Origin of the sequence: Brevibacillus fortis, assembly GCF_003013395.1 — a bacterium.
GTDB lineage: Bacteria > Bacillota > Bacilli > Brevibacillales > Brevibacillaceae > Brevibacillus > Brevibacillus fortis.
The window spans coordinates 1-14,703 of record NZ_PXZM01000029.1; the positions used below are offsets into that span (position 1 = coordinate 1).

The window sequence follows — 14,703 nt, forward strand, 5'->3', positions numbered from 1 at the left end:
CAGTTACGTCAGAGAAGAATATTTCCAGACGTAGCGACTTGTGGAGTCCTACCGAGCGGAGAAGGGATTAGCGGGTAAAAGAAACGCAACGTGCCCCTACATCGAAGCGGCTACCACTTTTGCGTTTCCCCGCTAATCACTTCGGAGCGGGCAGTCCAGGCTTCCCGTGGGACGGAGCCTGGAGCCTAGACTGGAAATATTCTTCTCTTCACCGCAGCTACATAACAGGAGCCTACAAAAAAAGAAGAACCTCACAATTCCATGCAGGCTCTCCTCTCATCCTTTTTACACATTAATCTCCAAAAACCATTCGCGAATCGCATCTTGCAGCTTCTGCAAGGCAGTCGCATTCGTTGCTTCACAATAGATGCGTACCAGCGGTTCTGTGCCAGACGGGCGAATCAAGACCCAATGTCCTTCCTCGAGCAACAGCTTGACCCCATCCACTCGTTGAGTCTCTAATACCTGATAAGGACCAATGAGTGCAGGTGGCTTGGCGATTATTTGCTGGATCCATTGATCTTTTTCCGGCAGATTCATGTCAAGCCTCGTATGGAACAGCTCGCCAAACTGCTCGTATACGTCTCGCAATATTTGATCGATTCCTTTGTTTTCATACGCGCACATCTCGGCGAGCAACAAATTGATGAGTACGCCGTCTTTCTCCGGGATGTGACCGAGAATACTGGCCCCGCCACTTTCCTCTCCGCCAATGAGCACATCGCCTTTGCGCATTTCCTCCCCGACGTACTTGAAGCCGACTGGCGTCTCCACCAGCTCAAGACCGTAATGCTTTGCCATCCGATCCAGTAGATGCGTGGTCGCTACTGTCCTGACAATTCGTCCGGTCAAGCCTCGATTTTTTCGCAAATGATAGGTCAGGAGGACAAGTGCTTCATTTGGAGTAATGTACTGTCCAAAGCGGTCGACGACTCCGAAGCGATCCGCATCCCCGTCATTGGCAAGACCAAGAGATGCTTGGCGCTCTACCACTTCTTTTTTTAGCAAATGCAAATGTTTATCGTTTGGCTCAGGCAAATCCCCTCCAAAAGCCGCATCTGGGACTTCTCGGATTCCGACGTTTTTCACCCCGGCCTCTGACAAAAAACCGCTCACGTAGCCCATGCCAGCACCATGCATGGCATCGACAACAACGGACAAGGAAGACTTTTGCAAAACGTCCATGTTTATCATCCGTCTAAGATGCGCCTCGTAATGAGGCCGCAGCACAATGACTTGCAGAAGCTTGCGGGTCTTTGCTTCCGCGAGGGAGATCGTCCGCACTGCTTTCTCCTGGCAGGTTTGGGTGATCCACTCTTCCAATCTTTGCGTGATCGCAGGCGTTGCAGGTCCTGCGTACTCCGGAATGTATTTGATGCCGTTATATTCGGGCGGATTGTGACTTGCCGTGATCATGATTGCGCCACTCGCTGCAAAATGCTTCACGCCAAAGGCTACGGCAGGCGTTGGCGCTGCTTCGTTCACCAAATAGGTTCGAATGTCATTGGCGGTCAGGACACAAGCAACCTCCTCCGCAAAACGTCTCCCCAAAAAGCGCGTGTCGTGCCCGACCAAAATTGGCTGCTCCTGTTGTCCGATTTCCTTGGTATAGCTGGCGATGGCTTGTGCGACAATGCGGACATTCTCGACAGTAAAGCCATCTGCCATTATGTCACGCCAACCGTCCGTACCGAACCGGATCGTTGTCATCTCCTCATCTCTCCCCTCGTTACCGCAACTCATTCACCTTCTCCAAATAACGCAAAACAGTGGCAACATAAGTAGCATGCGACCACGTCAGCGGTGCAACTGATACTGGTGCACCTGTATACGGATCGAGCTGTTCGGATAGCACGCCGCTTTGTAAGGCATGGCGTACGACCCAGGCCAGTCTGTTCTTTGGCTCCTGGAGTTCATCGATCGATTTCGCCTTGGCAATTTCCCAATCAGCCACCCATAAGGTGCAAATGATCCACGGATTGCCCGGTACCTTCGCCGTGTCATGCGATTTTTTGAAATAGTAATCCCCTTGGTAGCGAGCTATTCCACCGATCGCAGTGTCTACCCGCAAACTCTTTTTGACAGCTTCCATCGTTCGCTCGACTCTCGGATCGTCTACAGAAAACACATCAAGCGCAAATAAGGCGAACAAGCTGCTCTCCACCGTGAAATCTTTTTCGACACTCCCATCTGCTTTTACATAAATCCCACGCAGAAAACGCCCGATTTCAGGGTCGTACAGATGCGTTTCCATTGCCCCGCGAATGCTCTCTGCCCCTTCCGCGTAGCGTTTGTAGCGTCGATCATCCCCGAACAGCTGGGCGAAACGAGCCGCAGCCATCAAGCCTGCGAAAACCGTAGCGCTGGTAAACGTAAAAATTCCCCGTCGCTCTTCCCATAAGTCGTAGCTTGGTTTTGGGAGTTGCAGCTCTGAATGGACATACTCCAGCAAAAAGCGGGCCGCCGGACGAACCAGCGTGGGATAGAGCGCTTGGCAGTCCTCAATTTGCTTGCCGCTCTTGTATTGCTCCCAGAGCGCGTACAGCACTAGCGCCGTCTCATCCTCCTGAATCGGCAGCTGAATTTCTCCGTCAACGATATACGGATGCCAACTGGAGCCGACAGACCCATCTGGATTGTACTTGTGCAGCAAATACCCTTCCTTGTTCAATGCGTCCGCGCAAAATCGAAAAAATGGTGCGACCACTCCCGTGTAGCCCGCTTTCGCCATCGCGCTCGCAATCAATGCCCCATCTCTTGGCCACATGTAGCTGTAATGGTCGCGATTGAATTGGAGAATATCCGAGTCATTCGCAGCAAGAATAGCCCCGTTCTGGTCGATTTGCGTGCGCACGAGAAGCAAGCTGGTCTTGTACAGATTAACAACCTCTGCTGGAAGATCAGCAAAGTCCCGCTCTTCCTTATTCACCCAACGCTGCCAATACACCGCTACCCGATTGAGCAAACGTTCCGGATCACTTTCGAGTACATACTGGTTCAATATTTTGACATCCTCATACGATTCACCAATGCACATCCAGTAAAAGAGCGTCTTCTCTTCTTGCGGTTGCAGCATAAGGGAAAAGGAGATCGTACTATCTACGGAGCCTTGTGCTATCGGATTGCCAGACAAAAGACCATCCTCCGCGTCCCTCCAGGTCCCCTCTGCATAGTTGAACCGCTTGATTCCCACGCTATATTGATCGATCCCACCCGTATCCGTTTTTCCATTTGCCATGATGTACACATTGCGCTTGTAGTGATAAATGGTGCGCAGGAGGGGATCAAAAACAGCAGTATCTCCTACCTCCGTCTCATTCAAGCTGAAGTCGTGATTAAAAAACAGCCTGACCTCCCGCACCTCGCTCGCAAGATTCCGAACGCCCACCTTTTTCAAATAAATCGGGTCACGCTGATGTACCCCATCCGCGATTTGCAGGGAGATGCCCAGATGTTCATGATGCGCATGAACATCTGTCACCAAAGACTCCTGTCCGTATCCGAGCCTTCGCGTCCAGCCGTCTTCATCCAGCCAGGAAAAACGACCCTGCACCCAAATCCCCAGCTTGCTAAAGTGTCCCCCGACATGATTCAGCTGACCGACATACGGAAAGTAGAGATCTCGCATGTGCAGCTTGTCATCAAAATTAATCAGCAGCTTTCCGTTCCCGACGACGAGTGGTCTCGGCATGCCTTCACGTCCTTTTCGTTATAGGCTGTCGATCTCTCTCTTTTCGTGAAACTGATATTCGGCAATTCGCCTCGCGTAGGAAGAAGCAAGCGTAGCTGCGGTCTCTGCCGTCGCCCCTTGCGAAATCACTTTTACGTGCGAATCCTCTGAATCGGGTAATATCAGCACCCAGCCATTCGAATCGTATACCTTGATTCCATCGACGAGCTCCAGCAGCTTACCTTTGTTTTCTTCCATCACTCTGCGCATAACCTTCCCTTTTGCTGCCCATGGGCAAAAGACAGTCTTTTTCTCCATATGGCACGCGGGCAACAGCTCCAGGAGAACGCTGAGCGGTTTTTCCTCAGAAGCGAGATAGGAAAGAATTCGCATGAGGCTGTATACGGCATCAAACATTGGATGAAAGCGCTGTTCGCTAGATACCTCCATCATGGAGCGCGGAGAGACCTTGGTGCGTACAACCTCCATTTGCAACAGCTGGGCCATATGCTCCAATTCTATCGGTGCACTTACAGGAAGGCCGATGCGTCGGTGTTGACCACTACAAGCCAGCAGCTGCAAAGCCGTGATCTGCTCATTCGTGAGCTTCTCTCCATGCTCGGTAAACAAGGCAAATTGCTCGCCATTTTTATCGAGACGAACCCCTATATCTGCTCCCTTATTACGAATACCGTCTTGGATGGAGCCGTAATGTACAGTGACTCCCAGTGTATGCAAAAGTGGCGCAAGAAACGTCGGGAAAAAACGCTGTTCACTATCGATCAGCAGGTGGAAGCGCTGACGCTGGATGGACGATACATTCAACTGTTCGATCAAAGCGTGAAGATAAGCTTCCTGTACTTGATGCTCGACTTGCAGTGTTCCCAACCGATGCAGGTTGCGAACATAAGTCTCTTGCCAGTAAGCATTCTCAATTTTGCGCTCCATATCACGGGAAATCGGCAAGCCCGCATGATCGATGAATTGGATGACAATCTCCTTATCATCCACTGGCTCTGCCATATAAACATGAATGCCGCCTTTGCAAGCCAGAGAGCGTACGCCGTATCGGATCAAGGGTGAATTGCCAATCCCGAGATCGACCGTATCAATTCCGGAAGAGCACAAACTCGTCATGATGCTATGCTTTAATAGTTGAGCAAATGGGTGCGAGCATGCCGAGAGCGCGATTTTATTCCCTGCTTGGAGTAAGTACGCGTAGGCAGCAGCGAGTCTCGTGACGAATTCGGGCGTGATGTCGACGTTGCCAATGCCCTTGATTCCATGCGTCCCAAACAGATTTTTCGTTTGCTTGGCACCGTAGATAAGCGAGGTGGTGACCGTCGCGTTTTCCCCGACTTCCTTATCCGGCCAAATTTTGACCCCTGCCTTTACCACCGACTTCGCCCCAATGTGGCAATGGTCTCCGATAACCGCCCCTTCCCCGAGTTGTACACAATCTTCAATTCGGGCATTGCGGCAAAGGGTCGTTCCTGTGATCTCTGTTTTTTTCCCAATGACGCTATTTTCCCAAATAATCGCCCTGGACAGCTTTGTACCGGAAGAAATCACGGTATTTTTTCCCAGAATGGAATAAGTACCAACGGCGACTCCAGCCTGCAAGTGTACATTTTCACCAATATAGACAGGGCCCTCTAAACGGACCGATGAATCGATGCGAACATCATTTTCCAAGAAAATGCGTGGCGCGATTTCCTGTGCTTTTATTTCGAGACCGACGCGTCCGTCCAGCAAGTCAAACTGGGCTTGCTGATAAACCTCCAAAGAGCCAATATCAGACCAATAACCGCTTGCCTCATAGCCGTATAAAGACTTTGCAGCTTGTAAAAAGGCCGGGAAAATTTCCTTGCTGAAATCCACTTCTCGCTCTTCTTCTATATATGACAAGACCTCAGGCTCGCAAACGTATATTCCGGTATTCACCGTATCGCTGAAAACCTCCGCCCAGCTCGGCTTTTCTAAAAAGCGGGTAATGCGTCCGCCCTCATCTGTCATGACAACTCCGAATTCCAGCGGTGTCTCTACGCGAGTCAAAATCAACGTAGCCAGTGCATGTTTTTGCTCATGAAAGCGTATGGCTGCCGACAAATCGATGGCTGTCAACGTATCCCCACTGATCACAACAAAGCGCTCATCGAGAAAATCCGCGCAGTTTTTTACGCTGCCTGCCGTGCCCAAAGGAATTGTTTCTTCAAAATAGACGAGCGAAACACCGTAGCGAGATCCATCACCAAACGTATCGCGGATGACATCAGGCAGGTACTGGAGTGTCACTGCTATCTCTGTAATCCCATGCTTTTTCAATAGATCAATCGTGTACTCCATGCAAGGCCGGTTTAAGAGTGGCACCATTGGTTTTGGCGTGTGGCATGTTAACGGACGTAGTCGTGTACCTTTTCCCCCAGCCATGATTACTGCCTTCATCTTCTGTCCTTCCTCCTTCATCGTTGCAATCTATGTTGTCATGCCGATTTCCGCGGGTACGCCAAGTGAACGGTATATCTCGATGGTTTGACTAGCCAGAATGGTCCAGTTATAAAACTGTTTGACGTCTTGCTTTGCCGTCTGGGCCAGCTGATGCCGCTGATCAGGGTCGCGCAGTAGCCAGCGGAGTTGATTCGTCAGCGATTCGGGGTCGCCTGTATACATCATAGCGCCGTTTTCGCCATGGCGAACGATCTCTCTCAGCCCTCCCGTATCCGCAACCAGAACAGGCGTACCCAGAGCCATAGCTTCCAGCGCAACAATTCCAAAAGGCTCATACAAGCTCGGGAATACCGCCACATCAGCCAATGCGAACAGCTCATTTCTCCTTACATCGTCTACGAAGCCCACGAAGCGGACTTGCTCAGAAAGCCCCATCTGATGGACCAACTGTATCCACTCGTCTTGCATCGGTCCTCTTCCGGCTACCAGCAACTTCGCATGGGGAAACTCATCGCGCAGCCTTGCCATGGCTTCCATCAACAGGTGAACACCTTTTTCCTGAACCAAGCGCCCTACAAAAAAGAGAACAGGACCATCACCTATCACCAATTCCTGCCGAAGCTGCTCACGATTTACATCTGGTAGGGGAATGAGATCGACACCATTGTGAATGACATGCAATTGGGATGGTGGTGTTCCGAACAGGCGCATGACTTCCGACTCCATATACTTGCTGCAAACGATAATTGAGTCAGAGCTTTGTGTTAGCGAACGTTCACACTCATGAATCCTTCGCTGCAACGGTGTATGAATGCCTTGGTGACGACCATGTTCCAAAGCATGAATCGTGCTGACGAGCGGAAGAGAGTGCCTCTGTTTCAGTTCGATCGCTGCCCAGCTGACTAGCCAATCGTGAGCGTGGATGACATCTGGCCGCACCCCGATTGACCAGAGCTGGGAGGCAGCATCGACCATCGCCAAATTCAGCTGAAACACCCATGAAAGAAAGTCAGCTTGTTCTTGGGGGATGTACGTAGGCAAGTGATGTACGTGAATCCCTTCCATCGTCTCATCTATGGAGCATGAATCTGACGCACGTGTCAGCACATGCACCACTATTCCTTGCTGGACAAGATGCCTAGCGAGATCATAGACAGCTCGACCAAGCCCCCCCACCACGTGCGGGGGAAATTCCCATGCAAGCATCAAAACTGTTTTTGCAAGAGACTGATCTTGCGCAGCCGCTACCAATTGACGCGATACGTTCACTCTATGCGTTTGTTTAGGCAAATAGTACGTGATATCCAAGTGAGGAAAAATCGGAAAGTCAGCTTCTGCTTGCGCAATCGCCTCTTCATCCAGTTGATGTTCTCGATACATAGTCAAGAGAGACTGCAAACGAACCAAATGGTCATGAACGCGCCGCACCGCATACTCTACGACTGTTTGACCGTCTAAAATAAACGCCCAATCACTGCTTTGGGCCAGCATCAATTCGCGGGCGGCCTGCTTGAGGCATCGTAAGGCAAGCTGATCTCCTTTTTTTTCATAAAAGGTCGTAATCGCTCCGATCAGTTCCCGCTCTGCTTGATGAAGATGCCTGTATATCCAGCCATTATTCTCGTTCAACCAGACTTCTCCGTAGCCATTTCTTCCCCACGTAGACATAGACAAGTGACCGCGATCCTGCTCTGGATACTCCTCCAAATATTCAGAGGGTGTGATTAATTTTACTTCTTTTGAATCAAAAACCGTTTTTCGCATGAGATCATCCAAAAACTGCGGACCTTCGAACCACCAATGCCCAAACAGCTCCGCATCATAAGTGGCGACGACTAACGGCTTGTAATCCATCCAGTGACTGGCTTCCTCCACTTGGCGCTCCCGGTGATACAGGAAGTGTCCCGCATGTGACGCTGCTTTTTCGCGCGCCCAGCTTGGCTCATACCAGTCTTTATCCCCTTCTTTTCCGGTGATGCGATAGTATTTTAAACCGGTATGCACGCGAATGCCGTCAGGATGGATGTACGGTTCGATGTAGCTAATCTCCCTGTCAAATCCGATATCCCGGTAGTATTCACGGTAGTCATAGTCCCCTGGATAACCATCGTTTGCGCTCCATACCTGGCGGGAAGCCACTTCATCTCGGGCAAAGGCAGCTACATCATGCGGCGTGAACAAAGGAGCCAACACCCCTCTGCGCGGTACAGGCGTCGCATGCTCTATCGTGTGACTGTCTACAAAGAAGTAACGTAGCCCTGCCTCTTTCAGCAAACGATCCAGTCCAGGTGTATACCCGCACTCTGGAAGCCAAATTCCTTTCGGACGACTTCCGAGAATCCGCTCATGGGTATCAATCCCCACCTGAAGCTGTGCCCGAATCGCCTCTTCTGTTTCCACATAGGGCAAAAAGGAGTGTGTTGCTGCGCAAGTGATGAGTTCGAGGCATCCGCTGTCTGCCATATGCCTAAAGGCCTTGATCAGTTGAAAATCCCACTTGCGGCAATAGGCAATGATGGTTCGAAAACGCTCCACGTACATTTTGGCGATACGGTGTTCCTGGGGGTGATCTGCGGTTCGTTTGACTTCCTTCCCAGCCAATTCAACGGTCTTCGCTAGATGTGTGCGAAAGCGTGCCACGATCAGCTCATCGTCTAGCATGGAAAGCAATGTCGGGGAAATAGCAAGGGTCATGCGAAAAGCGATGCCGTCCGAGAGAAGCTTGTCGAAAACCATGAGCAAGGGAAGATAGCATTCTAGCATGGCTTCATACACCCAGCGCTCTTCCAGGCGATCGTCCCGATCCCCGTGTCGGACATAAGGCAGATGGGCATGCAACACGAGGGAGAGATAACCTTTGTGCACAAATGACACCTCACTTATTTTATGTTTTGGCATACAACGAGTAGGAGGAAAAGTTCTCAAACCAGGAAGGGGTAGCTGGATTATGGACGGGCTCAACTAACGGTTCCCCCCAATCAGCTTTTGAATTGCGTGGGGTAACTACCGCTTCCGAGCGCAATATCGGACAAAACCGATTCTGTTCATATAAACCAAAATCAACGATGTATGTACGTCCTGGGTCTATATCTTTCACGTACCAGGAGTGAGCCTCTTCATGTACGAGCACATCTCGGACGAAATGCGCATTTTTTCCATCAAAGTAGCGTTCCGTTACATCATACAGACGCAAGCCCTTTTGGATATGACGATAATCGGCTTGCAGGTACGATGCGATCATTCTCATGCGCGGCCAAGTGATTTCCCAATAGACTAATAACGTAGTCGGACTTTGTACCATGACTTTGACAATGTCTCTGCCGTAAAACACAGGCAATTGCCAGTCCAGTTCCGTTCTAGCGGGAGGTGGTGTCACTGGTTTCGCACGGTCTTTCTGCAGGCGATACTTTACTTGACCGATCGTCAAACCGCACTCTTTGGCAATTTGTGCAATGGACATGGATTGTGAACGCAGTTCGAGAATTTTTTCCAGCATCTTCTAGCACTCTCCTCCGCCAACTTCGCCTATCTGTGCTTTCCCAATGTCAATCATAGCCAATGCTACTAACAAAGACTGTCGAATGCTGGATGCATATCCCTTCTTCTTTTGTCGATCACCAATTAGGTTTTCGTCAAAGGCAAACAAAAGTCGCTCTCCTTCCATTCTTACAAAGCCACTTCTCTAGACATTCTTTTCTTTTTGACAAATAGGAAGAAAGATCTATATTCCAACATCTTTTGTTTTATTTGTAAGGATTTTCTTGTTGGATACCGATACTATAAAATATTCAATTCCACTTCCAAAAAGAATGAAAAAGGAGCCAACGAAATAATGAATCGATCATGGATTAGCGTGGTAACAGCAGGATCAATAGCAATCTCAGCGGTAGCGACAGGCTTGCCACTAGCAGCTCAAGCCAAAAGTACGCCGCCAAGCCCATCCCAAGAGAGCAATGATTCGCAGATAGGGCATACACCCGTTCAGGAAAACATGTCGAAAAAAGAGTTACGCCAAGCAGCGAAACAGGAGAAGTACAGCATCTCGCATCTGAATACATTGGATCATTCAGAGCTGGTTGAATTGTTGAAGGAAATCAGTTGGACACAAATCCCTGAATTGTTTACGTATAACGATGACACGCAGGAATTTTATGAAGATCGAGATCGGGTTCAGGCGATCATCGATGCATTGGCAGAGAGTGGCAAGAGCTTCACCAAGGATGACGAGCAAGGCATACATACATTTGTAGAGGTATTGCGTTCGGGGTATTACTTGGGGTACTACAATGACGGCTTAAAGTATTTGATGGAGCCAAAGTATAAGCAAAAGATTATTCCAGCTCTTCAAGCAATTACTGCCAATCAAAATTTCGGCTTAGGTACAAAGACTCAGAATGAAATTATTAGTTCTACAGGTAAATTGATTAGCAACACGACTGTTGATTCTGAGACAATTGGCCTTCTGTCAAAAATAATGGATGATTTTAACAATGATAGGGATAAATGGTCAGATGATCGTGAGGCAAGCGATGCCTTTTACAGCGTCCTTCAAGGTGTTGGCTATGTTCTACTTTGGGGAATAGATGATTCAGAAAAAGACGAACTGAAAGGGAGTATCGACGCATTCCTTGACCCCATTTTTGACATGGCAGAAAATGGTGACACTTCTGCCGATCGAGTATGGTTGACGAACAATGCCCTGTATTACACAGGGAAATTAGGAAACTACTACAGTGATCCCAATAAAGCCAATGATATATTGACGAAAGCGATGAAAACTTATAAAAAGTGGAGCGAGCCATACTTCACTGCCGCGCAACAAATCGAGGAAGCATATGGCGAGGACGCCAACGGGAAGAAAATCGACCTCGATGAAATGAAGAAAGAAGGTAAAAAGCATTACCTTCCGCAGCAATTTACTTTTGATGACGGAGCGGTTGTGTTCAAAACGGGAGATAAACTGACAGAAGAACAGGTTGAGCGGTTGTACTGGGCATCCAAAGAAGTGAAAGCACAATTTCATCGTGTCATCGGCAATGACAAGGAGCTAGAGAGAGGTAATCCTGATGATGTACTGACCATCGTCATCTACAATACGCCTGATGAATATAAAATGAATCGCTTCTTGTACGGATACGATACCGACAATGGTGGTATCTACATTGAGGGTACTGGTACTTTCTTTACCTATGATCGGACAAAAGAACAAAGCATTTACAGTCTGGAAGAGCTGTTCCGTCATGAATTCGTACACTATTTGCAAGGAAGATATGAAGTGCCGGGCATGTGGGGACAGGGAGAGATTTATGAGAACAGCCGCTTGCCTTGGTATGAGGAAGGCGGAGCTGAGTTTTACGCGGGTGCTACCCGAACAGAAGGAATCAAGCCTCGCCAATCAATTGTAGGCAACCTTCGAAATACAGCGACTTATCTCGATTACACCGCGGCCGATATGATGCGTGCCAAATACGGAACCATGGCATTCTACGACTACTCATTCGCGCTACAGTACCATATGTTCAAGAATGATTTTGCTCGTTTGGATGAAATCAATGATACGATCCGTTCCAATGATGTATCTGCTTATGATGACTTGATCGAAAAATTCAGCCGTGATCGAGCTCTTGAACGTGGCTATCAAGATACCTTAGAAGAATTGATCGACCAGTATGAAGAGTTGGATGTTCCTCTTGTTTCAGATGATTACTTACAGACTGTGGACGTCACGAGCAAAGAAGAGATTTATCGTCAAATCGCACAGGTTGCCTCGCTGACGGATGTGAAAACAGATGAAAAAGACTCTGGGGATTTCCGAAGCTTCACATTGCGTGGGGTCTATACAGGTGGAGCTTCCCAAGGGGAATATCAGGATTGGCAAGAAATGAACCGCCTCACAGATGGATTCCTCAAGGAGCTATCGGGTCTTTCTTGGAATGGCTATGACACAGTAACGAGCTACTTCACCAATTATCGTACGACAAAGGATGGACGTTTTGCCTATGATGTCGTGTTCCACGGGAAGATGGCTCATGAAGATGGACCTGAGACAGAGAATCCAACGCCTACCCCTGACGAAACGTCTATTTCATTGGGTAAGCAGATTACAGGTACCGTCAATCTTCAAAAACCGAGTCAGGAGTTCCGTCTCGATGTGAAATCAGCCCAACAACTTCAAGTAGAGATGGAAACGAAACGAGGAGATGGGGTCGCTTGGCTTGTTTTCCACGAGTCCGATAGAGAGAACTACATTGCCTATCCGAACAAGCGTGAAGGCAACAAGCTGATCGGATCATTTGATGCGAAACCAGGGACATACTATGTGACTGCTTATACGTATGGTACAGGGCAAGAAGACCAACCGTTTACATTATTGGTGACGGGTGAAGGTAGCCCGTCAGAGCAAATCTATCAAGAAATGGAGAGCAATGATTCTATCCAGCAAGCAAATGGTCCATTGCCGATTGGCACGACTGTATCCGGCGACATGAAAGCAAACGACTGGCAAGATATTTTTGCCTTACAAGTAGAGAAACCAGAAGAAATACGTATTTCACTGAACCCCGAGCAGGGACAAGGTTTGACTTGGATGCTATTCCATGAAGGAAATCCGGATCAGCCTGTAGCATACCCACAAGAGATAGAGGGAAATCTGCAAAGTGCCCATTATCAAGTAAAGCCAGGCCGTTACTACTTGTATGTGTATAAATACCAAAATGAAGACGTTGTTTACACGGTAGAGACCAAGAAGCGCTAATCCGCAGAACAAAAACACCCCCAAACGAGTTACAAGAATCGTTTGGGGGTGTTCGTTCTTTATATGATAGTTTTACTGACCGTTATCGGCGCTTAGTAATTCGCCCAGAGCCCCCTACCTTCGTTCGTGGGGGCGATTTACTTTTCGGTGGGGAAAAGCTCGAGCGTTTTGATGAGACAGAACCACTCGACTTCGAAGATTCACTGCTGGAAGAACGAATAATTTTGCCCGAACTACCGCTAGAAGACGACTCTCCTTGCTTCTTGAAAAGACTGCCGTCTGAACCTACCTTACCATCCGCGTTCTTGCTATTACTCCGCTTGAAAATACTTCCCGTACCCTCTTTGGTGATCGGCGGCGCTACTTTTTTGTCCTCAGTTGTAGGCACGCGATACGTCCCGGAAGGCTTGTATATGTCCTTGCTGGAGTAGCCACGATAGCTGCCCTTTGTACTTTTCTTAAGCCCGTCGAACAAATCGTCCAGTACACTCGCTACAATGTATCCTTGCAAAAACGAAGAATCGTAGTTTTGTCGGATGTACTCTTTGCTGTCGACCTCGATCAACGTATCCGTCGGCTTGGCAGCGTCTTGCTGCAAATGGTATACCTCGTCCGGATAAATGAGGAACATATGCTGTGGATCTTCTTTGGAGATTTCATCTGGCGTATTCTGCTCCGCCAACTCCAAGGCTACTTCCGGTACGGTCTTGTCTTGCGCACGATAGATGCGTGACGACTGTCCATTGTCCTTGGTAGAGACGGATTCAAGCGGATAGGTCTCGCCAACCGCAGGGGTGCCACAACCCGCTAGCGTAAGGAGGAACAACGCCGGAATCAGCAGGAGCTTGATTGATTTCATCCATGGATTTGGCATGTACTTGTCCCTCCTCTCTATGTGCCGCGCAATACCTGCACATCCGCTGGCAGAACGTTCTCTCCCTCATAGAGCATGAAACGGCCATCCTGCCACTCGATTCGCAACAACTGGCGCTGATCAGATTGGAATTGCCAGATGTACTGCTCCCCTGATGTATGAAAAGGAGCTTTCCCCACAACCTGAACGGCGCCATTATATTGCTCCTCCAAATGGTAGGTCAAATCGTCCATTTCGATTGTGGTCGGTACTTCATCTATTGAATCCAGTCGTCCATCAATCACGCTATACAGATGATAGACGATCTTCTCCCGTTCCTCGATATACAGGTAACGAATAGTCGTTCCATCCTGTAACGTAAGCATCGTGGCTTTGCGACTCGCATTCGTCGCCTTCCCTATTACTTGATAGGTAACGAGCGATACATCGACCACATCACCCGGTCCCACCGTCAAGATGCTCTTCTCCGGTGCAGGAGGCTCATGCTTGGCAAAAATGTTTTGGATTCGCTTCATCAAACTCATGCTGTACTCCCTTCCCTATCACGTCTTACAGACATGCAGCCAAGATCAAGGCACCCACGAGATGGAATGAACCTGCCATCATGGCATGTGCCACTTTCCCTTCCTGCGTTCCTTTTTCCAAGTCCAGTCCGGCTACTTGCTTTAACAGCCATTCCACGATTCGCTCCAAAAGGAACAAGATGATAAAGGAGACCACAGACACGAGCAAAGCTGTCCACAATAAATTGGAGGTAATGATGGATTGCGATAAGATGTATCCTTGCGCAAACAGCTTCATGACAAAACGCGTCGTGACTGCCATGTTTCCGTTTTTGATTTCCATGATGTCTTTGTATTTCGTAAACAACGAATCAATCCACATCAAAACAAAAAGCAAAATGCCGCCGGCTCCTGTCCAAACCAGCATCCCCAGTATTTCTGTCCACGTCAAAGT

The 14,703-nt window shown here is 48.8% G+C and carries 10 protein-coding genes; 1 reads left to right on the forward strand and 9 read right to left on the reverse strand.

The genetic code is table 11. The features are described from left to right. Positions 1-285 precede the first annotated feature (285 nt). From C7R93_RS17405 to C7R93_RS30340, 6 genes are read right to left on the reverse strand one after another with little or no spacing between them, the layout of a single operon-like run. Positions 286-1,710, reverse strand: a complete 1,425-nt coding sequence (locus C7R93_RS17405) for a phosphoglucomutase/phosphomannomutase family protein (protein ID WP_106840005.1) — start codon at positions 1,708-1,710, stop codon at positions 286-288. Between the two features lie 19 nt (positions 1,711-1,729). Further along, complete coding sequence (locus C7R93_RS17410) at positions 1,730-3,691, reverse strand: glycoside hydrolase family 15 protein (protein ID WP_106840006.1); 1,962 nt, start codon at positions 3,689-3,691, stop codon at positions 1,730-1,732. Positions 3,692-3,709: 18 nt separating this feature from the next. Then, a complete protein-coding gene (locus tag C7R93_RS17415) occupies positions 3,710-6,115 on the reverse strand; it encodes a sugar phosphate nucleotidyltransferase (protein ID WP_106840007.1) in 2,406 nt (801 codons plus the stop codon). A 30-nt stretch (positions 6,116-6,145) separates the two neighbouring features. Continuing rightward, on the reverse strand, positions 6,146-8,983 hold the full coding sequence (locus tag C7R93_RS17420; protein ID WP_106840008.1) for a 1,4-alpha-glucan branching protein domain-containing protein: 2,838 nt from the start codon (positions 8,981-8,983) through the stop codon (positions 6,146-6,148). A 19-nt stretch (positions 8,984-9,002) separates the two neighbouring features. After that, positions 9,003-9,614 (reverse strand): DUF4912 domain-containing protein, encoded by a 612-nt coding sequence (locus C7R93_RS17425; RefSeq protein ID WP_106840009.1) that lies wholly within the window; start codon positions 9,612-9,614, stop codon positions 9,003-9,005. Between the two features lie 3 nt (positions 9,615-9,617). Next, positions 9,618-9,782 carry a hypothetical protein gene (locus C7R93_RS30340; RefSeq protein WP_167402477.1) on the reverse strand — a complete coding sequence of 55 codons (165 nt, stop codon included), beginning with the start codon at positions 9,780-9,782 and terminating at the stop codon, positions 9,618-9,620. Positions 9,783-9,950: 168 nt separating this feature from the next. On the opposite strand from C7R93_RS30340, the gene C7R93_RS17430 reads away from it, so the two are divergent. Beyond that, a complete protein-coding gene (locus tag C7R93_RS17430) occupies positions 9,951-12,872 on the forward strand; it encodes a collagenase (RefSeq protein ID WP_106840010.1) in 2,922 nt (973 codons plus the stop codon). 82 nt (positions 12,873-12,954) lie between these two features. On the opposite strand, the gene C7R93_RS17435 is transcribed toward C7R93_RS17430, so the two are convergent. Genes C7R93_RS17435 through C7R93_RS17445 form a run of 3 tightly spaced genes read right to left on the reverse strand, consistent with a single transcriptional unit; the run spans position 12,955 to position 14,700 of the window. Further along, positions 12,955-13,746 (reverse strand): DUF4247 domain-containing protein, encoded by a 792-nt coding sequence (locus tag C7R93_RS17435; protein ID WP_106840011.1) that lies wholly within the window; start codon positions 13,744-13,746, stop codon positions 12,955-12,957. A 17-nt stretch (positions 13,747-13,763) separates the two neighbouring features. Beyond that, positions 13,764-14,270, reverse strand: a complete 507-nt coding sequence (locus C7R93_RS17440) for a DUF4178 domain-containing protein (RefSeq protein ID WP_106840012.1) — start codon at positions 14,268-14,270, stop codon at positions 13,764-13,766. A 25-nt stretch (positions 14,271-14,295) separates the two neighbouring features. Further along, positions 14,296-14,700 carry a DUF350 domain-containing protein gene (locus tag C7R93_RS17445; RefSeq protein ID WP_106840013.1) on the reverse strand — a complete coding sequence of 135 codons (405 nt, stop codon included), beginning with the start codon at positions 14,698-14,700 and terminating at the stop codon, positions 14,296-14,298. Between the last annotated feature and the right edge of the window lie 3 nt (positions 14,701-14,703).

Coding starts and splice junctions, on each gene's coding strand:
- C7R93_RS17425 (WP_106840009.1), bottom strand. CDS start 9,614: ATGCTGGAAAAAATTCTCGAACTGCGTTCACAATCCATGTCCATTGCA.
- C7R93_RS30340 (WP_167402477.1), bottom strand. CDS start 9,782: ATGGAAGGAGAGCGACTTTTGTTTGCCTTTGACGAAAACCTAATTGGT.
- C7R93_RS17440 (WP_106840012.1), bottom strand. CDS start 14,270: ATGAGTTTGATGAAGCGAATCCAAAACATTTTTGCCAAGCATGAGCCT.
- C7R93_RS17405 (WP_106840005.1), bottom strand. CDS start 1,710: ATGACAACGATCCGGTTCGGTACGGACGGTTGGCGTGACATAATGGCA.
- C7R93_RS17430 (WP_106840010.1), top strand. CDS start 9,951: ATGAATCGATCATGGATTAGCGTGGTAACAGCAGGATCAATAGCAATC.
- C7R93_RS17410 (WP_106840006.1), bottom strand. CDS start 3,691: ATGCCGAGACCACTCGTCGTCGGGAACGGAAAGCTGCTGATTAATTTT.
- C7R93_RS17415 (WP_106840007.1), bottom strand. CDS start 6,115: ATGAAGGCAGTAATCATGGCTGGGGGAAAAGGTACACGACTACGTCCG.
- C7R93_RS17435 (WP_106840011.1), bottom strand. CDS start 13,746: ATGCCAAATCCATGGATGAAATCAATCAAGCTCCTGCTGATTCCGGCG.